This is a genomic window from Cellulomonas sp. RIT-PI-Y (genome assembly GCF_025642745.1).
GTDB lineage: Bacteria > Actinomycetota > Actinomycetes > Actinomycetales > Cellulomonadaceae > Cellulomonas.
The window spans coordinates 1-18,959 of sequence record NZ_JANZKP010000035.1 but is presented as its reverse complement, the minus strand read 5'-3'; the positions used below and the strand labels follow the sequence as shown (position 1 = coordinate 18,959).

Below are 18,959 nucleotides of genomic sequence, written 5' to 3'. Positions count from 1 at the left end.
GAGGATCTTCCCCCGGACGGCGGCGGGCCCGCACCCGCGCGTCGGCGTGGGTGCGGGCCCGTCGATGAGCCGGATCAGGCGCGCGGCTTCTCGCGCATCTCCCAGGTCTCGATGACGTCACCCTCGCGGATGTCGTTGTACGACCCCAGGCCGATACCGCACTCGTAGCCCTCGCGGACCTCGACGGCGTCGTCCTTGAACCGCTTCAGCGAATCGATGGTCAGGTTGTCCCCGATCACGTTGCCGTCGCGGAGCACGCGCGCCTTGCTGTTCCGGCGGATCTCCCCGGAGCGGACCAGCGAACCGGCGATGTTGCCGGCCTTGGAGGAGCGGAACACCTCGCGCACCTCGGCGGTGCCGAGCTGCACCTCCTCGTACTCCGGCTTGAGCATGCCCTTGAGGGCCGCCTCGACGTCGTCGATGGCCGCGTAGATGACCGAGTAGAACTTGACCTCGACGCCCTCGCGGTCCGCGAGCTCCTCGACCCGCTCGCCGAACTTGACGTTGAAGCCGATGATCACGGCGTTGTCCACCGTGGCCAGGTTCACGTCGTTCTGGGTGATCGCGCCGACGCCGCGGTGGATCACGCGCAGCTCGACCTCCTCGCCTACGTCGATCTTGAGCAGCGCGTCCTCCAGGGCCTCGACGGCACCGGAGACGTCACCCTTGATGACCAGGTTGAGGGTCTCGACCTTGCCCAGCTCGAGCGCCTTGGTGAAGTCCTCGAGGCTGATCCGCTTGCGGCGCTTGGCCAGCAGGGCGGCACGCTCGGCGGCCTCACGCTTCTCGGCGATCTGACGGGCGGTGCGCTCGTCCGGTGCCACCAGGAAGGTGTCACCGGCACTCGGCACGGACGCCAGACCCAGGACCTGCACCGGACGGGCCGGGCCCGCCTCGGTGACCGTGTTGCCGTGCTCGTCGAACATGGCGCGCACCCGGCCGTGGGCGGTGCCGGCGACGATCGCGTCACCGACGTGCAGGGTGCCGGACTGGACCAGGACGGTGGCCACGGAACCGCGGCCCTTGTCCAGGTTGGCCTCGATCGCCACACCGCGCGCGTCCTTGTCCGGATTGGCCCGGAGGTCGAGCGCGGCGTCCGCGGTCAGCAGGACGGCCTCCAGCAGCTGGTCGATGCCCATCCGCTGCTTGGCGGAGACGTCGACGAACATGGTGTCGCCGCCGTACTCCTCGGCCACCAGGTTGTACTCGGTGAGCTGCTGACGGATCTTGGCGGGGTTCGACCCCTCCTTGTCCACCTTGTTGACCGCGACCACGATCGGCACACCGGCCGCCTGGGCGTGGTTCAGCGCCTCGACGGTCTGCGGCATCACGCCGTCGTCCGCCGCGACCACCAGGATCGCGATGTCGGTCACCTGCGCACCACGGGCACGCATGGCGGTGAACGCCTCGTGACCCGGGGTGTCGATGAAGGTGATCGGACGGTCGACGCCCTCGTGCTCGGCGCGCACCTGGTACGCACCGATGTGCTGGGTGATGCCGCCGGCCTCACCGGCGACGACGTCCGTGGAACGGATCGCGTCCAGCAGCTTCGTCTTACCGTGGTCGACGTGACCCATGACGGTCACGACCGGCGGACGCGCCTGCAGCTGCGAGTCGTCCTCGTCGGCCAGCTCCTGGTCCAGGTCGATGTCGAAGGACCCGAGCAGCTCGCGGTCCTCCTCCTCGGCCGAGACCATCTCGACCACGTAGCCGAGCTCCGCGGCCAGGGTGCCGAAGGTGTCCTCGTCCAGGGACTGGGTGGCCGTGGCCATCTCGCCCAGGTGGAACAGCACGGTGACCAGCGACGCCGGGTTGGCGTCGATCTTGTCCGCGAAGTCGTTCAGCGAGGCGCCGTGACGCAGGCGGATGACCGTGGAGCCGTTGCCCCGGGGCACCTGCACGCCGCCGAGCGACGGCGCCTGCATCTGCTCGAACTCCTGGCGCTTCGCGCGCTTCGACTTCCGTCCCCGGACCGGACGGCCCCCGGCGCGCCCGAAGGCACCCTGGGTGCTGCCACGACCGCCGGCACCGCGCGGACCGCCGCCGCCACCGGGACGACCGGCGAACCCGCCGCCGCCACCGGGACGACCGGCACCGCCGCCGCCGTAACCGCCGCCACCGCCGGGACGGCCACCGCCGCCGCCGGTACGGGCCGGACGCTCACCCGGACGCCCCACACCACTGGTGGAGCGACCCGGCATCATGCCCGGGTTCGGACGGGGACCGCCGCCGCCACCGGGGCGCGGAGCCGCGGGACGGGGGCCACCCGGACGGGGACCGCCGGGACGCGGACCGCCGGAGCGCTCGCCGCCGCCGGCACCCGCCTGGGCGGCAGGGGCCTCGGAGCGGCGCTCGCCCGGGCGGGGCATGCCCTGCGAGGGCGCGAACGGGTTGTTGCCCGGACGCGGGGCGCCGCCACCGGAGCGCGAGCCGCCGCCGGAGCGGGGCATGCCCTGCGAGGAGGCGAACGGGTTGTTGCCCGGACGGGGACCGCTGGGGCGCGGGGCACCCGGACGGGGCGCCCGCCCGTCGCCGGAGGCCGGGGCCGCCGGGGTCTCGGCCGCGGGGGCCGCCGGAGCGGGCTTCGGGGCCGGAGCGGGCTTGCTCGCGGCGGCCGGAGCCGGGTTCGGGGTCTTCGCCGGGGCGGAGGGCGCCGGGGTCGCCGGTGCGGCCGGGGCCTCCGCCACGGGGGCGGCGGCCGGCTTCGCGGCGGGCTTGGGCGCCGGCTTCGCGGCGGGCTTGGACTCGGCCTTGCTGTCGCCGCCACCTGCGGCGGGGTAGGTGTCCCGCAGCTTGCGGACCACCGGCGGCTCGATCGTCGAGGACGCCGAGCGCACGAACTCACCGAGTTCGTTCAGCTTGGTCATGAGGGTCTTGCTATCGACTCCGAGCTCCTTGGCGAGCTCGTAGACGCGGACCTTGGCCACATCTCTCCCTGTCTCGGTCCGCCCGGACAGGGTCGGACCGTCGTTAGTGCTGGGTACTCATCGCTGGGTACTCATCGGTAGGTGCTCATCGGGCAGCCATCGGCTCTCGACCCGCTTCCCATGTCGACGGTGCTCAAGGCCACCGGAGGTTCCGGCGGCCGGTTCTCCTCAGGCCCCGAGGTGCCGGTGCACCGCGGTCGTGTCCACCGGTCCTGCGATCCGCAGGGCTCGGGGAAACGCACGACGGCGCTCGGCGAGTTCGAGGCAGAGAGGTTCGGGGTGTAGCCACGCCCCCCGGCCCGGCAGCGACCGCGTCACGTCCACCACCAGCTCCCGGGGGTCCGAACCCTCGGGCGTGGCGGCCGTGGCGACGACCCGCGTCAGGGCCGACCTCGGGCCGGTCCGCCGGCATCCCACGCAGGTACGGACAGGATTCGACCTGCCGCGCGCACGGGGGATGTCGGGCATGACCTGCCCAGCCGCTGCCAGTCTAGCGCGCGTGGTCAACGGCGATGACCGTCGGCCTCCGCGACGGGCCGCCCGGACGCCTCCGGAGCCGACGCGGCGTCGGACCGGATGTCGATCCGCCAGCCGGTGAGCTTCGCGGCGAGGCGGGCGTTCTGGCCCTCCTTGCCGATGGCCAGCGACAGCTGGTAGTCCGGCACGACCACCCGCGCGGCCCGGGTGTCCGGGTCCACCACCGTGACGGAGACCACGCGGGCCGGCGACAGCGCGTGCGCCACCATCTCCCCCGGGTCGTCCGAGTGGTCGACGATGTCGATCTTCTCGCCCTGGAGCTCGGCCATCACCGCGCGGACCCGGGCGCCCATCGGGCCGATGCAGGCACCCTTGGCGCCCAGACCCTGGACGTGCGAGCGCACGGCCATCTTGGTGCGGTGCCCGGACTCGCGGGCCAGCGCGGTGATCTCGACGCTGCCCTCGGCGATCTCCGGCACCTCCAGCTCGAACAGCTTGCGCACCAGGTTCGGGTGGGTGCGGGACAGCGTGATCTGGGGGCCCTTGGGACCACGGGACACGTCCAGCACGTAGGCCCGGATCCGGGCGCCGTGGGTGTACTCCTCGCCGGGGACCTGCTCGTGCTGGGGCAGCACGGCCTCGGTGCCGCCGACGTCCACCAGCACCACCCGCGGGTCGCGACCCTGCTGGATGACGCCCGAGAGCACCTCGCCCTGCTTGTCGCGGAACTGGCCCAGCACCTGGTCGTCCTCGGCGTCGCGCAGCCGCTGCACGATCACCTGACGGGCGGTGGCGGTGGCGATCCGGCCGAAGCCGGACGGGGTGTGCTCGAACTCCGGGCCCAGCTCGGTGCGCGGCGGGGCGGCGGTGAAGTCGCGGTCGCCGCTCGCGGTGTCGTCGTCGTCCGGGGTCCCGGCCGGCTCGGCGGCCGCGACGGTGATCCGCTCGCGGGCCCACACCGTCACATGACCGGACCGGCGGTCCAGCTCCACCCGGGCGTCCGGGTAGGCGTCCGGAGTGCGGTGGTACGCGGAGAGCAGCGCCTGCTCGATCGCGGAGACCAGGACGTCCAGGCTGATCTCGCGCTCGCGCTCGATCAACCGCAGTGCCTGCATGTCGATGTCCATCTCAGTCCTCCTCGTCCTTGCCGCCGCGCAGCTCCACCTCGACCACACCCGCGCGCACCGCCGACAACGGCGTGCGCACCGGCTCGCCCACCTTGGGCGGACGACCCTTCACCCCGGGGGTCTCCGGGGTCACGACCAGTGTCGCCTCGGCGTCGCCCTCCGGCTCCACCCCGACCAGTCGCCCGCGCAGCGGGTCGCCCTCGGCCAGCTCCAGCACCACCAGGCGCCCGATGGCACGCGTGTAGTGGCGGCGGGCGGTCAACGGCGCCGTGGCGCCCCGGGTCGAGACCTCCAGGGTGTACCGCTCCGGCAGGCGGTGGTCCACACCGTCCAACGTGTCGGCGACCGAGCGGGTGACGGCGGCGACCGCGTCCAGGTCCACCGAGTCGTCGGCGTCCTCCGGCGCGTCGACCACGACCCGCAGCACGTGGCGTCCGCTCTCGCGCACCAGCTCCACGTCCTCCAGCCACAGACCGGCGGCGGACACCAGGGGTTCCACGAGCTGGCGGATCTCGCTGCTCGGCGCGGACATAAGTCCTCCTGAAGTCGGCTTCCTCGGACGGACACCGACCGGCGAGGCGAGAGCTGACGTTGTGTGGTTGTCATTCCTTGCGCGTCGCGTCGGCACGGCGGACCGTCCCTTGCTGGCCCCAGCCTACTGACTCCGGAGGGCGGTGCAGTTCATGGCAGGATCGCGCGTGATGAGCACCACGTCCGCGCCCCGTCCCCGCCACCGTCTCGCGGCGCTGGCCGCCGTCGTCGTGCTGGCCTTGTCCGGCTGCGGACTGCGCCTGGAGACACCCGAGCCCACCGAGCCGTCGCCGGACGCCGCGGAGACTCTGCGGGCGTCCTCGGTGGACGACGCCCTGGCACTGGCCGACGGAGCCGGGCAGCTGCTGCCCGACGCGGATCCGGCCGTCACCACCGTCCTGACCCTGGTGCACGACGCCGCGACCGGCCAGGCCGAGCAGCTGGGCGGGGTGTACGAGTCCGGGCTGCCGGATCCGACCCCGTCTCCGTCGGCCTCGACGACCGCGTTGTCCGGGACCGACGAGCTGCTCACCCTGTTGGGCAGCACCGCGGTCCGTGCCCGGTCGGACGCCCTGTCCGCCACCGACCCGCAGATGGCCCGGCTGCTCGCCGTGATCGCGGCCGCCCGGGCGCAGCAGGCCGTGCAGCTGGCCGGGGTGCTCGGCACCGAGGTCCCGGCGCTCACCGCGGAACCCGCCGCGGACCCCGGATCCGAGCCGACGGCGACCGACGGCGACGGCTCCGGGTCGGGCGACGGCGCCGCCACCAGCGCGCCCGCCGGGCTGGACACCACCACGCTGAGCGCACTCACCGCCGCCGAGGACCAGGCCGGCTTCGGCTACGAGGTCGCCGCGTCCCGGCTGTCCGGCGACGCCCGTGCCGACGCGCTCGCGGCCGCCCGGTCGCACCGGGCCCGCGCGGAGGACTGGGCGCAGCAGGCCGGGATCTCGGGCACCTCCCAGGATCCGCGCCGGGTGACGTACGCGCTGGGCGGCACCCCCGCCGACACCGACGCGGTGCGCACCTTCTGCGCCGGCCTGGAGCGACAGCTCACCGACGTCCACGCCGACGCCGTCCTGGCCAGCGGGGCCGACTCGACCGACCGCACCGTGCTGGTCGACCGGCTGCGCACCGCGGCCGTGGATCTGCTCGGCTGGGGCGGGACGGCCACCGCGTTCCCGGGGATGGACGGGCTGACCGCCACCTCCTGACCCCGCGCGCGCGACGGCCCGGCCGAGGAGTCCCCGACCGGGCCGTTCACGCGGGACGATCAGGCCAGCAGGCCGTCCACCAGCTCGGCCACCCGATCGGCGGCCTGGTCCACCGGGACCTGCTCGGACTGCGGGCCGTCGGCGGTGACCACCCGGGGGCGGACCTCGACCAGGCCGTCCGCCAGACCCCGGCCGACCACGACCACCAGCGGGACGCCCAGCAGCTCCGCGTCGGCGAACTTCACACCCGGCGAGACCTTCGGCCGGTCGTCGTACAGCACCTCGATGCCACGGGCGTCCAGGGTGCCGGCGAGGGCCTCGGCCGCCTCGAACACGGCCGGGTCCTTGCCGGTCGCGACCACGTGCACCTGGGCGGGCGCGACCTTGGCCGGCCATGCCAGACCCTTGGCGTCGTGGTTCGCCTCGGCCAGCGACGCCAGCACCCGGGTCACCCCGATGCCGTAGGAGCCCATCGTGACCACCTGGGACTTGCCGTTCTGGTCCAGGACGGTCAGGCCGAGCGCCTGGGCGTACTTGCGGCCCAGCGCGAAGATGTGGCCGATCTCGATGCCGCGGGCCAGCTCCAGCGGACCGGAGCCGTCCGGGGCCTCGTCACCGGCCCGCACCTCGGCGGCCTCGACGGTGCCGTCCGCGGTGAAGTCCCGGCCCGCCACCAGGTCGAAGACGTGCCGACCGGGCTGGTCGGCGCCGGTGATCCACCGGGTGCCGGTGACCACGCGCGGGTCCAGCAGGTAGCGCACCGCGGTGCGGCCCTCGTCGCCGACGGCCGTGCCGTCCAGGTTCGGGCCGAGCACCCCCGGGCCGATGTAGCCCTTCACCAGCTCGGGGTGCGCGGCGAAGTCGGCCTCGACCGCGGTCTCCACCTCGGCCGGGGAGACGTTGGCCTCCAGCCGCTTGAGGTCGACCTCGCGGTCACCGGGCAGGCCGACGACCAGGAGCTCGCGCTCGCCGGTGGGGTGCACCAGCGCCAGCACCACGTTCTTCAGGGTGTCGGCCGCGGTCCAGGCCCGGTCGGGACGCGGGTGGGCGGCGTTGGCCACCGCGACCAGCGACTCGATGGTCGGGGTGTCCGGGGTGTCCTCGACGTGCGCGGCCGGGGCGTCGGCGAAGTCCAGGGCGGGCGGGGCCACCGTGGTGACGGCCTCCACGTTCGCCGCGTAGCCGCCGGGCGACCGCACGAAGGTGTCCTCGCCGATCGCCGTCGGGGTGAGGAACTCCTCGGACCGGGAGCCGCCCATCGCGCCGGAGGTCGCCGCCACGATCACGTACTCCAGGCCCAGCCGGTCGAAGATCCGCTGGTAGGCGGCCCGCTGACGCTGGTAGGACGCCTCCAGGCCCTCGTCGTCCAGGTCGAAGGAGTAGGCGTCCTTCATGATGAACTCGCGGCCCCGGATCAGGCCGGCGCGCGGACGGGCCTCGTCGCGGTACTTGGTCTGGATCTGGTAGAGCGCCAGCGGCAGCTCCTTGTAGGACGAGTACAGGTCCTTGACCAGGAGGGTGAACATCTCCTCGTGGGTGGGCGCCAGCAGGTAGTCCACTTCGCGGCGGTCCTTGAGCCGGAACAGGTTCGGGCCGTACTCGGTCCAGCGGCCGGTCGCCTCGTAGGGCTCCCGGGGCAGCAGCGCCGGGAAGTGCACCTCCTGCGCACCCGCCGCGTCCATCTCCTCGCGGACCACCTGCTCCACCTTGGCCAGCACCCGCAGACCCAGCGGCAGCCAGGTGTAGATCCCCGGGGCGGCACGGCGGATGTATCCCGCGCGGATGAGCAGCTTGTGGCTGGCCACCTCGGCGTCGGCGGGGTCCTCACGCAGCGTGCGGAGGAAGAGCGTGGACAGGCGTAGCAGCATGGGCAGCAGCCTAGTGCGGCCCGGGGTGTCCCTCGCGAGCCCTCGGTCGCGGGTCGGATCCGCCGCGCGATCGGCGAGGGAGCGCCCGGCCGGTCCCCTGTGCTTCCCGGCCGGACGTCCCCTCACGACCGAACCGGCGCGAGCGCCGGATCGTCGCTCCCCCACACCGGTCGAGGACCGGCCCCTGCTGTGGGGTGCGCCCCGTGACCGGGGTGCACCGCCGAGCCTAAGTCATGGCGGCTGTGACTCGGAAATCGCGCCCATGACAGGGTGTCTGCGCCACCATGGGTCCATGCCCGAGCTGCCCGAGGTGGAGTCCCTCGCCCGCTTCCTCGACGACCGCACCGCGGACCGCGCGGTCGTCGCGGTCGAGGTCGGGGCGATCAGCGCGCTGAAGACCTTCGCCCCGCCGCCGGACGCGCTGGTGGGTGCCCGGGTCTCCGGCGCGACGCGGCACGGCAAGTGGCTGGACCTGACGGTCGGCGACCTGCACCTGGTGTTCCACCTGGCCCGCGCGGGCTGGCTGCGGTGGTCCGACGCGCTGCCCGCCACACCGGTCCGGCCGGGGCGCTCGCCGCTCGCCCTGCGGGTCCGGCTCGACGACGGGTCCGGCTTCGACCTGACCGAGGCGGGCACCCGCAAACGACTCGCGGTCCACCTGGTGACCGACCCGGACCAGGTGCCCCAGGTCTCCTCCCTCGGTGTCGAGCCGCTGGCGCCGGAGTTCACCGTCGACCGGTTCGCCTCCCTGCTCGCCGCCAAGAACCAGCAGGTCAAGGGGGTGCTGCGCGACCAGCACCTGATCGCCGGGATCGGGAACGCCTACTCGGACGAGATCCTGCTGGTCGCCCGGACCAGCCCGTTCGCGCTCACCCGCTCGCTCGACCCGGAACAGGTCGCCCGGCTGCACGCGGCGGTGCTGTCGGTCCTGACCGAGGCGGTCGAGGCCTCCGCCGGACGCCCGGCGGCCGAGCTCAAGGACGCCAAGCGGCGAGGGATGCGGGTGCACGGGCGGACCGGGGAGCCGTGCCCGGGCTGGGACGGCGTGCCGTGCGGGGACACGGTGCACGAGGTGTCGTTCGCGGACTCGTCGCTGCAGTACTGCCCGACCTGCCAGACCGGGGGCAAGCCGCTCGCGGACCGGCGGATGTCGCGGTTGCTGCGTTAGAACAGGACCGTGGCGAACGTGCCCACCTGCCGGAACCCGACGGTCCGGTAGGCCGCCAGCGCCCGGGCGTTGTAGCCGTTGGCGTAGAGCGACACCACCGGGGCCACCTGCTGCCGGGTCTGCGCGACCACGGCCGCCATCCCGGACTCGGACAGCCCCTCGCCCCGGCGGTCCGGTCGCACCCAGACCCCCTGCACCTGGGCCACCCCACCGGCGACCGCACCCAGCTCGGCCTTGAAGACCACCCGTCCGGAGGCGTCCGTCCGGACGTAGGACCGCCGGTCCCGGATCAGACCGTGCACCCGGGCCTCGTAGGCGCCGCCGGACCCGGCCAGCGGGGAGTAGCCGACCTCCTCGGTGAACATCTGCACGCAGGCGGGCAGCAGGGCGTCGAACTCCTCCGCACGGCTCAGCCGCACCTCCGGGTCCGCGGCGACCGCGGGCTCGTGGTCGAGCACCATCGACGGCTGGTCGTCCCGGACCTCCCGGACCCGGCCCCAGGCGGGTCGCAACCGGTCCCACAGGCCCAGGGCGGCCGGGGCCTCCCCCACGATCGACGAGCAGCGGCGCCCCTGCGCACGGCCGAAGGCGCCGAAGGCCTCCACGGCGTGCTCGACGATCTCCGCGCCGCGCGCGGGGTCCACGTCGGGCAGGGACGGGATCACCGGGACCAGGTTCGCCCCGGACCAGCAGATCGCGACGAGCAGGCCGTCGACCTCGTAGCCCCACAGGTGCCCGCCGGTGCGGTGCAGTCCGATCCGGGCGGCCTGCTCCAACCGGACCGTGGCGAGCACGGACGCCACCGGGTCCAGTGCGCACACCGCGAGCGCCGCGGGCAGGTCCTGGTCGCCGAGCACCCGGCCGGTGCCCGGTCCGCTCCGGACCCCCGTCCCCGCTGCCGTCACCAGGTTCCTCATGAGACCTGCACCACCGGGGCGGCGCCCTCCATCTGCTCCATGCCGTCGGCGATCCGCATCGCCTCGTCGATCAGCGTCTCCACGATCAGCGCCTCGGGGACCGTGCGGACCACCTCGCCCTTGACGAAGATCTGGCCCTTGCCGTTCCCGGAGGCCACCCCGAGATCGGCCTCCCGGGCCTCCCCCGGTCCGTTCACCACGCACCCCATCACCGCCACCCTCAGCGGGACGGTCAGCCCCTCCAGTCCGGCGGTCACCCGCTCGGCCAGGTCGTACACGTCCACCTGGGCCCGGCCGCAGGACGGGCAGGAGACGATCTCCAGCTTGCGCGGCCGCAGGTTCAGCGACTGGAGGATCTGGATGCCGACCTTGACCTCCTCCACCGGCGGCGCGGACAGCGACACCCGGATGGTGTCGCCGATCCCCTGGCTCAGCAGTGCGCCGAACGCGGTGGCGGACTTGATCGTGCCCTGGAACGCCGGGCCGGCCTCGGTCACGCCGAGGTGCAACGGCCAGTCCCCCCGCTCGGACAGCAGCTCGTAGGCCCGCACCGTGACCACCGGATCGTGGTGCTTGACCGAGATCTTGAAGTCGTGGAAGTCGTGCTCCTCGAACAGCGAGGCCTCCCAGACCGCGGACTCGACCAGCGCCTCCGGGGTGGCCTTGCCGTACTTCGCGAGCAGCCGAGGATCGAGGGAACCCGCGTTCACGCCGATCCGCAGCGACACGTCGGCCTGTTCGGCAGCCCGTGCGATCTGGCGCACCTGGTCGTCGAACTTGCGGATGTTGCCCGGGTTGACCCGCACCGCGGCGCAGCCCGCGTCGATCGCCGCGTAGACGTACCGGGGCTGGAAGTGGATGTCCGCGACGACCGGGATCTGCGACTTGCGCGCAATGGCCGGCAGCGCGTCGGCGTCGTCCTGGGTGGGCACCGCCACCCGGACGATGTCGCAGCCCGCGGCGGTCAGCTCGGCGATCTGCTGCAGGGTGGCGTTCACGTCCGCGGTCACCGTGGTGGTCATCGACTGGACGCTGACCGGCGCGTCACCGCCGACCTCCACCGATCCCACCCGGATCTTCCTGGTGGGGCGGCGCGGGGCCAGCACCGGGGGTGGCGCTTCGGGCATCCCCAGGGCGATCGGCGTGGTCACCGAGTCATCATCGCACCGTGGTCCGGGCCCGCACCTCGGGATCAGCCGGTGACCGGGTTGACGATGTCGGCCAGCATCAGGACCAGGCTCATGCCGCCGAGCAGCACGAACACCCCGAGCGCGAGCGGCTGCAGCCGTGCGGCGTCGGCCGGCCGGGGCCGGGGCAGTCGGCGCAGCCGGGCGAACTGGCGCTTGATCCCCTCCCAGAGCGCCGCGGCGACGTGGCCGCCGTCCAGCGGCACCAGCGGAATCAGGTTGAAGACGAAGAGCGCCAGGTTCAGCGAGGCCAGCAGGGACAGCATGCTGGCGATCCGCTCGGCGATGCCGAAGCCGACCGCGTCCGAGGAACCGATCTGCCCGGCGATCTGCCCGACTCCCACCAGGCTGATCACACCGTTCGCATCCCGCTCACCCCCGCTGAACGCCGAGGTCACCGTGTCGAACACCGTCACCGGCAGCTGCAGCACCGCCTGAGCGGTCTGCCAGGTGGCCTGGGCGGTCACCGTCAACGCCTCGGACACCGGCTGCCGGACCAGTTCGGTGCCGGGGCCGATCCCGACGAAGCCCACCTCCGAGGTGACCGCGTCGCCGTTCGCGTCGGTGACGGCCTGACCGTCGGCGTCCACCTCCGGACGCTCGGCGGCGACCGGGGTCAGCTCCAGGGTCAGCTGCTGCCCGTCGCGCTCGACCACGATCGGCACGGTCTGTCCCGCGTCGCCGCGGATCAGCTGGGACACCTGGTTCCAGGAGTCGATCGCCTGGCCGTCGTAGGACACGATCGTGTCCCCCGGCTGCAGCCCCGCCGCGGCACCGGGCGCCTGCACGTCGTCGTCGGAGCAGGCCGTCGCGGTGGAGCCGGCCGGGAGCACGCACTCGTTGACCGAGGCCAGCGTGGTGGAGGACTGCGGGGTGCCGATGCCGACGTAGACCACGCCGAGCAGCACGACGGCGATCACCAGGTTCATCACCGGGCCGCCGAGCATCACCACCAGCTTCTTGGGGGTGGACAGCCGGTAGAACGCCCGGTGGTCCTCACCCGGGCGGATCTCCTCGGCGCTCGCCTCCCGGGCCTCCGCGGAGATCCGGCTGAAGAAGCCGCGCACCGGCGGGTTCCCCACCGCCTCCGGGGTCGGGTACATCCCGATCAGCCGGACGTAGCCGCCGAGCGGGATCGCCTTCACGCCGTACTCGGTCTCGCCCTTGGTCCGCGACCACAGGGTGGGCCCGAACCCGACCATGTACTGGCTGACCCGGACGCCGAACCTCTTGGCGGGCACCATGTGCCCGACCTCGTGCAGCGCGATGGAGACCAGCACGCCCACGACCAGGATCACGACACCGATCGTGTAGGCCATCGTCACTCCATCCTCGCTCCGGAACCGCACCATCGTGCCGCAGATTCCTGGATGCGCGCTGGACGTTCAGTGATCGCCCACCCCGATGTCGGCCACCACCCGGTTCCGGCCGGCCCGTTTGGCCTGGTACATCAAGGCGTCCGCCCGGGCCATGACCTCCTGCGGTCCCTCGCCCGGCCGGAGCATCGTCACCCCGATGCTCGCCGTGACCGGCACCCCGACCTGGGCGTCCACCGCCTCGGGCAGCGCGCGGCGCAACCGGTCCGCGATCGCCCCCGCGGCCGCCCCGTCCAGCCCCGGCGCCACCGCGACGAACTCCTCGCCGCCCAGCCGCGCCACCAGGTCCCCGGAGCGCAATCCCCGCTCCAGCACTGCCGCCACCGCCGCCAGCACCCGGTCCCCGGTGTCGTGCCCGTGATCGTCGTTGACCTCCTTGAACCGGTCCAGGTCCAGGTACACCAGGGCCACCGGCATCCCCGCGTCGACCAGCCGGGACTGGAACACCAGCTCGTCCTCCAGCCGCCGGCGGTTCGCCGCCCCGGTCAGCGGGTCCCGGTAGGCCATCTCCCGCATGCTGGCCGCCTCAGCGTTGGCGGTCCGGGCCGCCTGAAACGCCCGGGCAGCCTGCTCCTTGCTCCGGGACAGCACGTGCAGCATCGCCGCGAGCACGCCGAGGTAGATGCCGTAGCGCACCAGGTCCAGCACGTGTCCGGTGTCCCGCGGTGCGTTCGTCAGCCCGATCGTCCCGACCGCCAGCACCGCCAGCGCCACCGTGGCCGCGTGCGCCCCGGCCTGCCGGGTGGAGAACACCAGGTACCCGATCACGGTGAACAGCGCCAGGCCCATGAACACGGTGGGGAACAGCGAGTCCCAGCCGCCCCCCTGATCCGGCGGGGTCGACAGCCGCGCCGCGAGCATGGCGAGCCAGACCAGGTCCAACCCGGTCAGCACCAGGCGGGAGACCGGCAGCACCGCCCACGGCCGGCGCAGCACCAGCCACGCGAAGACCGTGATCACGGCGACGAGCACCGGGGACGTCCACCGCACCATCAGGTCGGACCAGCGCAGCACCGCGACCACCAGCACCGACACCAGGCCCACCGCCAGGCACACCAGCAGCACGCGCCGGATCGCTCCGGTGGTGGGGTCGTCGGAACGGCGCGCGATCGGCACCTCACGGTGCGGTGCGCTCATGCGGGCACCGTACCTGCGGCCGCCTGCGACCGTCGCCCACCGGAAGGCGACTTCACCCAGGACTTCATCCCCCGCGCGCCCCGTTGCCCCGTGGCAGCCGTCGGCCGATGCTGGGCGCATGAGCCTGCCCGCGCTGGCCTGGCGCTCCGAGACCGCGCCCCGCCGCACCGTGCTCTGGCACGACACCGCCCCGGGGCGGACCCCCACGCTCCCCCTGGACGGCGACACCACCGCCGACGTGGTCGTGATCGGCGGCGGCGCCGGCGGGCTGTGGGCGGCGTGGGCCCTGCTGGACGCCGACCCCGCCCTCGACCTGGTGCTGGTCGAGGCCGGGTCGATCGCCGACGGGGCGAGCGGGCGCGGGCTGGGCGCCTGCTCCGCCTGGTCCGGCGGCACCGTGCACCGGGGCGGCCCTCACGGCCTCGACACCGCGCTGCTCCGGGACGCCGTGGTCGAGGTCGGCGGCACCGCGGCGGCCGAGCAGATCGCGTGCGACTTCCGGTACCGGGGCGCGATCCGGGTCGCCCGGGACCCCCGCGCGCTCACCCGGCTCCGCGCCGCGGTGGATCCCGCCGCGGAGGACCGCGAGCTGGACCGCTCGGCACTGGCCCGTCGCCTGCTGCTGGCCGGTGGGCACGGGGCGCTCAGCACCCCCGACTGCGCGACCACCCAGCCCACGCTGCTGCTGCACGGGCTCGCCGAGGCCCTGGTCGCCCGGGGCGGCCGGATCGCCGAGCACACCCGGGCGCTGCGGATCAGCCCCGGCGCGGTCGTGACCGATCAGGGCATCGTCCGGGCGGAGCGGATCGTGCAGGCCACCGGGGCGGCGACCGTGCCCGGCGGCAGCTGGTCGCCGCGCCCGGTCGCCGAGACCGCCATCGCCACCTCCGCGGTGGATCCCGGGGTGTGGGAGCGGGTCGGGCTGCGCCGCGGGCAGCTCCTGCACGTGGCCGGGCGGTCCGACCTGCGGGCTGTGCGCACCGCGGACGACCGTCTGGTGCTGGTCGGTGCCACCGCCGCGCCGGGGCTGCTGGGGCGGTTCCGGCCGGGCGATCCGGCGCTCAGGGCGCTCGCGGGCGAGCTCGCCGCACTGCTGCCGGATCTGGCGACCGCGCCGATCAGCCACACCTGGTCCTGGACCCGGGCCGCCACGGCCACCCATCCGGTCGGGGTCGCCGCCGACGGACTGGCCTGGATCGGTGGTCACGGCCCGGAGCCGGTGGCGGCCGCCAATCTGTCCGGCCGGGTGCTCGCCGACCTCCTGACCGGTTCCGACAGCGCCCTCACCCGAGTCGGTACCCACGGCTGGGACTGAGCCCGCGCGGCGGGGGTCAGGCGCGGCCGAGCAGCTCCTGGGCGCGGGCGTGCGCCCACTGCTGGGCGGCCAGGACCTGGTCCAGGGTGGTGTGCCGACCCGCGTCGGCGTGCTCGCCGAGCACGCGTTCGACGGTCTGCACGATCGCCGGGAAGCCGCAGCCGCCCGCGAGGAAGGCCGCGACCGCGACCTCGTTCGCCGCGTTCAGCACCGCCGGGTGGGTCGCGGAGGCCGCCACCGCGGACCGGGCCAGCTCGACCGCGGGGAAGGTTCCGTCGTCCACCGGCTCGAAGGTCCAGGCGGCGGCCCGGGTCCAGTCGCAGCCGGGCACCGCGCCGGGCACCCGGTCCGGCCAGCCGAGACCCAGCGCGATCGGCAGGCGCATGTCCGGCGGGGACGCCTGCACCAGGGTCGACCCGTCGGTGAACTCGACCATCGAGTGCACCACCGACTGCGGATGCACCACGACGTCGATCCGCTCCGCCGGGACGTCGAACAGCCAGTGCGCCTCGATCAGCTCCAGTCCCTTGTTCACCAGGGTCGCCGAGTTGATCGACACCACCGGGCCCATCCGCCAGGTCGGGTGCGCGAGCGCCTGCTCCGGGGTGACCGCGGCCAGTTCCGCCGCGCGGCGCCCCCGGAACGGGCCGCCCGAAGCGGTCAGCACCAGGCGGGCGACCTCGTCCCGCCGCCCGCCCCGCAGCGCCTGGGCGATCGCGGAGTGCTCGGAGTCCACCGGAACGATCTGGTCCGGCCGCTGCTGGGCCGCCCGCACCAGGGCGCCGCCCACCACCAGGGACTCCTTGTTGGCCAGCGCGAGGGTGTTCCCCGCCCCGAGGGCCGCCAGGGTCGCACCGAGTCCGACCGCGCCGGTGATGCCGTTCAGCACCACGTCCGTCGGCCGGGCGGCCAGCTGCGCGGCGGCCTCCGGCCCGGTCAGCAGCTCGATCCCGGCCTGTCGCAGCCCGGCCTCGGCGGCGTGCCGGGTGTACGCGGCGAAGACCGTGCCGGCCGCGGCGGGATCTGCCACGGCCACCGCGGTCGCCCCCAACCGGACCGCCTGGGCGGCCACGGCGTCCGGGTCCGCACCACCCGCGGCGATCCCGGTCACCCGGAAACGATCGGGCGCACGCAGCACCACGTCCTCGGCCTGACGCCCGATCGATCCGGTGGAGCCGAGCAGGACGACGTCACGACGGGCGGTCATCCCGCGGGGCTCACTCAGCGGCGAGCAGCACGTCGACCGCGCGCTCGAGGAACGCGTCGACCGGTCCCTCGGCGTAGGCGTGCGCGCCCTTGGCCCGGGCGAAGACCGTGGTGCGCAGCTCCTGCGCGGCCAGCGGCTCGTTCCGGTCGAAGTAGGCGATCAGCCGGTGGCACACCGCGTCCACCTGCTCGGCGTCGTAGCCCGGCTTGCGACCGGCCGGGGCGGCGAACCGCTCCCCGTCGGGTCGGGTCAGCCGGCCGTAGAGCGTGCGGGCCTGGTCGGCCAGGTGCTCCAGCCAGGCCTGGCGGCCGCGCTCGTTGATGAAGTCCGCACGCGAGCGGGCGACGAACGCCGCCTCCAGCCGGTCCAGCGCCGCGTCGACCGCCGTGGTGGAGTAGCCGTGCCGCACCAGGTCGAAGGCGACGGTCCGGACGTCCTTGCCGGTCAGCGCACCGGCGGGGCCCTGCTCGTAGACGGTCCGGGCGTGAGCGAAGAAGTCGTCGACCTCCTCCGTGTGGTACCCGGTCTTCAGACCGGCCACCGTCCGGAACATGACCCCGTCGCTCATTCTCAGTCCTCCTCAGCCGCCAGCTGACCGCAGGCGCCGTCGATGTCGCTGCCCCGGGTGTCCCGCACCGTGGTCGGGATGCCGTGTGCGCGCAAGCGTGCCACGAACTCGGCCTCGACCGCAGGATCGCTCGCCGTCCACTTCGAACCCGGGGTCGGATTCAGCGGGATCGGGTTGCAGTGCACCCACCCGCGGCCGCGCCGGTTCAGCTCGGTGCCGAGCAGGTCGGCGCGCCAGGCCTGGTCGTTGATGTCCCGCATCAGCGCGTACTCGATCGACACCCGGCGACCGGTGGCCTCGAAGTACCGGCGGGCGGAGTCGAGGACCTGCTTCACCGAGAACTTCTCGTTCATCGGCACCAGCTCGGAGCGCAGCTCGTCGTCCGGCGCGTGCAGGGACAGCGCCAGGGTCACCGGGATGCCCTCCGCGGCCAGCCGGTCCATCGCCGGGGCGAGCCCCACCGTCGACACGGTGATGTTGCGGGCGCTCATCCCGAAGCCCTCGGGCGTCGGGGCGGTCAGCGCGCGCACGGTCGCCATCACGGTCTTGTAGTTGGCCAGCGGCTCGCCCATGCCCATGAACACCACGTTCGACAGCCGGGTGTCACCGCCGGGCACCTCACCGGCGGCCAGCGAGCGGGCGGCGGAGCGCACCTGCTCGATGATCTCGGCCGGGGACAGGTTCCGGGTCAGGCCCAGCTGGCCGGTGGCGCAGAACGGACACGCCATGCCGCAGCCGGCCTGGGAGGACACGCAGAGCGTCGAGCGGTTGGCGTAGCGCATCAGCACCGACTCGACCTTGGCGCCGTCGAACAGGTGCCAGAGCGTCTTGACCGTGGTGCCGCCGTCCGCGCGCAGCGTGCGCGCCGGGGTGAGCAGCTCCGGGAACATCGCCTCGACCAGCGCGTCACGGCTCGACGCGGGCAGGTCGGTCATCGCCGACGGATCGGAGGTGAGGTGGCTGAAGTAGTGCGTCGCCAGCTGCTTGGCGCGCAGCGGCTTCTCCCCGAGCTCGACGACCTTCGCCACCCGCTCGGCCGGCGTGAGGTCGGCGAAGTGCTTCGGCGGCTTGCCGCGGGCACCCCGGGCGGGGGTGGACAGGTTGAGGGCGACGGGGGTCGTGGTCATGCGAGGCTCCGGCGAGTTGTCGGCGAGGTGCGGGGGCGGGTGCGCGGTCAGGCCGCGACCGGCTGCAGCGCGTGCAGCAGCAGGTAGATCACGGGGGCGGCGAGCAGCAGCGAGTCGATCCGGTCCAGCACACCACCATGGCCGGGGAGCACACTGCCCATGTCCTTGAGCTCGAGGTCCCGCTTCAGCAACGACTCCGCGAGATCGCCCAGGGTGGCCACCGCCACCGCCGCGACCCCGAGCAGCGCACCGACCGCAGGGTCCCCGTCGAACATGAGGTGCACACCGAGCACCCCGACCACACAGGCCAACACCAGGGACCCCGCCAAACCTTCCCAGGTCTTCTTGGGACTCACGGCGGGTGCCAGCGGATGCCGCCCGATCAGCACGCCGACGACGTATCCGCCGGTGTCGTTCGCGACGCAGAGCAGCACGAACAGCGCGACCCGCGCCGCGCCGTCCTCCGCCGCCAGCATCAGCATGACGAACCCGCCCATCAGGGGCAGGTAGGCGGCCGCCAGCGTCCCGGAGGTGGCGTCCCGCAGCGCGGCCGGGCCCGACCCGTCCAGGACCCGCCAGATCACCAGCCCGCCCACGGTCAGCACGAAGGCGACGAACAGCGCCTCCGGACCGGCCACGTAGGCGGAGACCAGGATGCCGATGTCCCCGACCAGCAGCGGCAGCAGCGGGATGTGCACCCCGCGCCGGCCGAAGGCCTGGGCCAGCTCCCAGATCCCGACGCCCACCGCGATCACCGCCACCGCCCCGAAGAGCTCCTTGCGGAAGATCAACGAGGCCGCGACGACGACGAGCAGG

At 73.7% G+C, this 18,959-nt stretch carries 16 protein-coding genes; 3 read left to right on the top strand and 13 right to left on the bottom strand.

What is annotated here, in order from left to right; all coding sequences use genetic code 11:
- Nucleotides 1-74 precede the first annotated feature (74 nt).
- The 4 genes from infB to OGL89_RS11615 all read right to left on the bottom strand — a co-directional run bounded on the left by infB (nt 75) and on the right by OGL89_RS11615 (nt 5,063).
- Complete coding sequence (gene infB / locus OGL89_RS11630; protein WP_263120309.1) at nt 75-2,927, bottom strand: translation initiation factor IF-2; 2,853 nt, start codon at nt 2,925-2,927, stop codon at nt 75-77.
- Nucleotides 2,928-3,095: 168 nt separating this feature from the next.
- Complete coding sequence (locus tag OGL89_RS11625; protein WP_263120328.1) at nt 3,096-3,395, bottom strand: YlxR family protein; 300 nt, start codon at nt 3,393-3,395, stop codon at nt 3,096-3,098.
- Between the two features lie 35 nt (nt 3,396-3,430).
- Nucleotides 3,431-4,531, bottom strand: a complete 1,101-nt coding sequence (nusA, locus tag OGL89_RS11620; protein WP_263120308.1) for a transcription termination factor NusA — start codon at nt 4,529-4,531, stop codon at nt 3,431-3,433.
- A 1-nt stretch (nt 4,532) separates the two neighbouring features.
- Nucleotides 4,533-5,063 carry a ribosome maturation factor RimP gene (locus tag OGL89_RS11615; RefSeq protein WP_263120306.1) on the bottom strand — a complete coding sequence of 177 codons (531 nt, stop codon included), beginning with the start codon at nt 5,061-5,063 and terminating at the stop codon, nt 4,533-4,535.
- Nucleotides 5,064-5,232: 169 nt separating this feature from the next.
- Between OGL89_RS11615 and OGL89_RS11610 the strand changes: the two genes are divergently transcribed.
- Complete coding sequence (locus tag OGL89_RS11610) at nt 5,233-6,273, top strand: ferritin-like domain-containing protein (RefSeq protein ID WP_263120304.1); 1,041 nt, start codon at nt 5,233-5,235, stop codon at nt 6,271-6,273.
- Nucleotides 6,274-6,332: 59 nt separating this feature from the next.
- Here the strand turns inward: OGL89_RS11610 and OGL89_RS11605 are convergent, their stop codons facing one another.
- Nucleotides 6,333-8,141 (bottom strand): proline--tRNA ligase, encoded by a 1,809-nt coding sequence (locus OGL89_RS11605; RefSeq protein ID WP_263120303.1) that lies wholly within the window; start codon nt 8,139-8,141, stop codon nt 6,333-6,335.
- A 292-nt stretch (nt 8,142-8,433) separates the two neighbouring features.
- Here OGL89_RS11605 and OGL89_RS11600 point away from each other — a divergent pair, with 292 nt between their 5' ends.
- Nucleotides 8,434-9,309, top strand: a complete 876-nt coding sequence (locus tag OGL89_RS11600) for a DNA-formamidopyrimidine glycosylase family protein (RefSeq protein WP_263120301.1) — start codon at nt 8,434-8,436, stop codon at nt 9,307-9,309.
- Here the strand turns inward: OGL89_RS11600 and OGL89_RS11595 are convergent.
- From OGL89_RS11595 to OGL89_RS11580, 4 genes are all read right to left on the bottom strand, one after another.
- Nucleotides 9,306-10,226, bottom strand: a complete 921-nt coding sequence (locus OGL89_RS11595) for a DUF4081 domain-containing GNAT family N-acetyltransferase (protein ID WP_263120299.1) — start codon at nt 10,224-10,226, stop codon at nt 9,306-9,308. The genes OGL89_RS11600 and OGL89_RS11595 overlap by 4 nt on opposite strands.
- Nucleotides 10,223-11,353: a flavodoxin-dependent (E)-4-hydroxy-3-methylbut-2-enyl-diphosphate synthase gene (gene ispG, locus OGL89_RS11590; RefSeq protein WP_263120327.1), complete on the bottom strand. Its 1,131-nt coding sequence runs from the start codon at nt 11,351-11,353 to the stop codon at nt 10,223-10,225. Before ispG ends, OGL89_RS11595 begins: the two co-directional genes overlap by 4 nt.
- A gap of 65 nt (nt 11,354-11,418) precedes the next feature.
- The gene (locus OGL89_RS11585) at nt 11,419-12,732 is read right to left on the bottom strand and encodes a site-2 protease family protein (RefSeq protein WP_263120298.1); all 1,314 of its coding nucleotides are present in this window, start codon (nt 12,730-12,732) and stop codon (nt 11,419-11,421) included.
- A gap of 66 nt (nt 12,733-12,798) precedes the next feature.
- Complete coding sequence (locus tag OGL89_RS11580) at nt 12,799-13,926, bottom strand: GGDEF domain-containing protein (protein WP_263120296.1); 1,128 nt, start codon at nt 13,924-13,926, stop codon at nt 12,799-12,801.
- A gap of 118 nt (nt 13,927-14,044) precedes the next feature.
- Here OGL89_RS11580 and OGL89_RS11575 point away from each other — a divergent pair, with 118 nt between their 5' ends.
- On the top strand, nt 14,045-15,241 hold the full coding sequence (locus OGL89_RS11575; protein WP_263120294.1) for an FAD-dependent oxidoreductase: 1,197 nt from the start codon (nt 14,045-14,047) through the stop codon (nt 15,239-15,241).
- Nucleotides 15,242-15,257: 16 nt separating this feature from the next.
- Here the strand turns inward: OGL89_RS11575 and dxr are convergent, their stop codons facing one another.
- The 4 genes from dxr to OGL89_RS11555 form a co-directional block, all read right to left on the bottom strand.
- Nucleotides 15,258-16,448 carry a 1-deoxy-D-xylulose-5-phosphate reductoisomerase gene (dxr, locus tag OGL89_RS11570; RefSeq protein ID WP_263120292.1) on the bottom strand — a complete coding sequence of 397 codons (1,191 nt, stop codon included), beginning with the start codon at nt 16,446-16,448 and terminating at the stop codon, nt 15,258-15,260.
- Between the two features lie 10 nt (nt 16,449-16,458).
- Nucleotides 16,459-17,016 carry a DivIVA domain-containing protein gene (locus OGL89_RS11565; RefSeq protein ID WP_263120290.1) on the bottom strand — a complete coding sequence of 186 codons (558 nt, stop codon included), beginning with the start codon at nt 17,014-17,016 and terminating at the stop codon, nt 16,459-16,461.
- A gap of 2 nt (nt 17,017-17,018) precedes the next feature.
- Entirely contained in the window at nt 17,019-18,143 is a 1,125-nt protein-coding gene (gene rlmN, locus OGL89_RS11560; protein ID WP_263120289.1) for a 23S rRNA (adenine(2503)-C(2))-methyltransferase RlmN, read from the bottom strand.
- Between the two features lie 47 nt (nt 18,144-18,190).
- The coding region (locus OGL89_RS11555) for a phosphatidate cytidylyltransferase (protein WP_263120288.1) at nt 18,191-18,959 on the bottom strand (769 nt) is incomplete at its 5' end.

What these genes read in the sequence shown, in the direction of transcription:
- OGL89_RS11625 (WP_263120328.1), bottom strand. Translation starts at nt 3,395, where the DNA reads ATGCCCGACATCCCCCGTGCGCGCGGCAGGTCGAATCCTGTCCGTACC.
- nusA (WP_263120308.1), bottom strand. Translation starts at nt 4,531, where the DNA reads ATGGACATCGACATGCAGGCACTGCGGTTGATCGAGCGCGAGCGCGAG.
- OGL89_RS11615 (WP_263120306.1), bottom strand. Translation starts at nt 5,063, where the DNA reads ATGTCCGCGCCGAGCAGCGAGATCCGCCAGCTCGTGGAACCCCTGGTG.
- OGL89_RS11610 (WP_263120304.1), top strand. Translation starts at nt 5,233, where the DNA reads ATGAGCACCACGTCCGCGCCCCGTCCCCGCCACCGTCTCGCGGCGCTG.
- OGL89_RS11605 (WP_263120303.1), bottom strand. Translation starts at nt 8,141, where the DNA reads ATGCTGCTACGCCTGTCCACGCTCTTCCTCCGCACGCTGCGTGAGGAC.
- OGL89_RS11600 (WP_263120301.1), top strand. Translation starts at nt 8,434, where the DNA reads ATGCCCGAGCTGCCCGAGGTGGAGTCCCTCGCCCGCTTCCTCGACGAC.
- OGL89_RS11595 (WP_263120299.1), bottom strand. Translation starts at nt 10,226, where the DNA reads ATGAGGAACCTGGTGACGGCAGCGGGGACGGGGGTCCGGAGCGGACCG.
- ispG (WP_263120327.1), bottom strand. Translation starts at nt 11,353, where the DNA reads ATGCCCGAAGCGCCACCCCCGGTGCTGGCCCCGCGCCGCCCCACCAGG.
- OGL89_RS11585 (WP_263120298.1), bottom strand. Translation starts at nt 12,732, where the DNA reads ATGGCCTACACGATCGGTGTCGTGATCCTGGTCGTGGGCGTGCTGGTC.
- OGL89_RS11580 (WP_263120296.1), bottom strand. Translation starts at nt 13,926, where the DNA reads ATGAGCGCACCGCACCGTGAGGTGCCGATCGCGCGCCGTTCCGACGAC.
- OGL89_RS11575 (WP_263120294.1), top strand. Translation starts at nt 14,045, where the DNA reads ATGAGCCTGCCCGCGCTGGCCTGGCGCTCCGAGACCGCGCCCCGCCGC.
- dxr (WP_263120292.1), bottom strand. Translation starts at nt 16,448, where the DNA reads ATGACCGCCCGTCGTGACGTCGTCCTGCTCGGCTCCACCGGATCGATC.
- OGL89_RS11565 (WP_263120290.1), bottom strand. Translation starts at nt 17,016, where the DNA reads ATGAGCGACGGGGTCATGTTCCGGACGGTGGCCGGTCTGAAGACCGGG.
- rlmN (WP_263120289.1), bottom strand. Translation starts at nt 18,143, where the DNA reads ATGACCACGACCCCCGTCGCCCTCAACCTGTCCACCCCCGCCCGGGGT.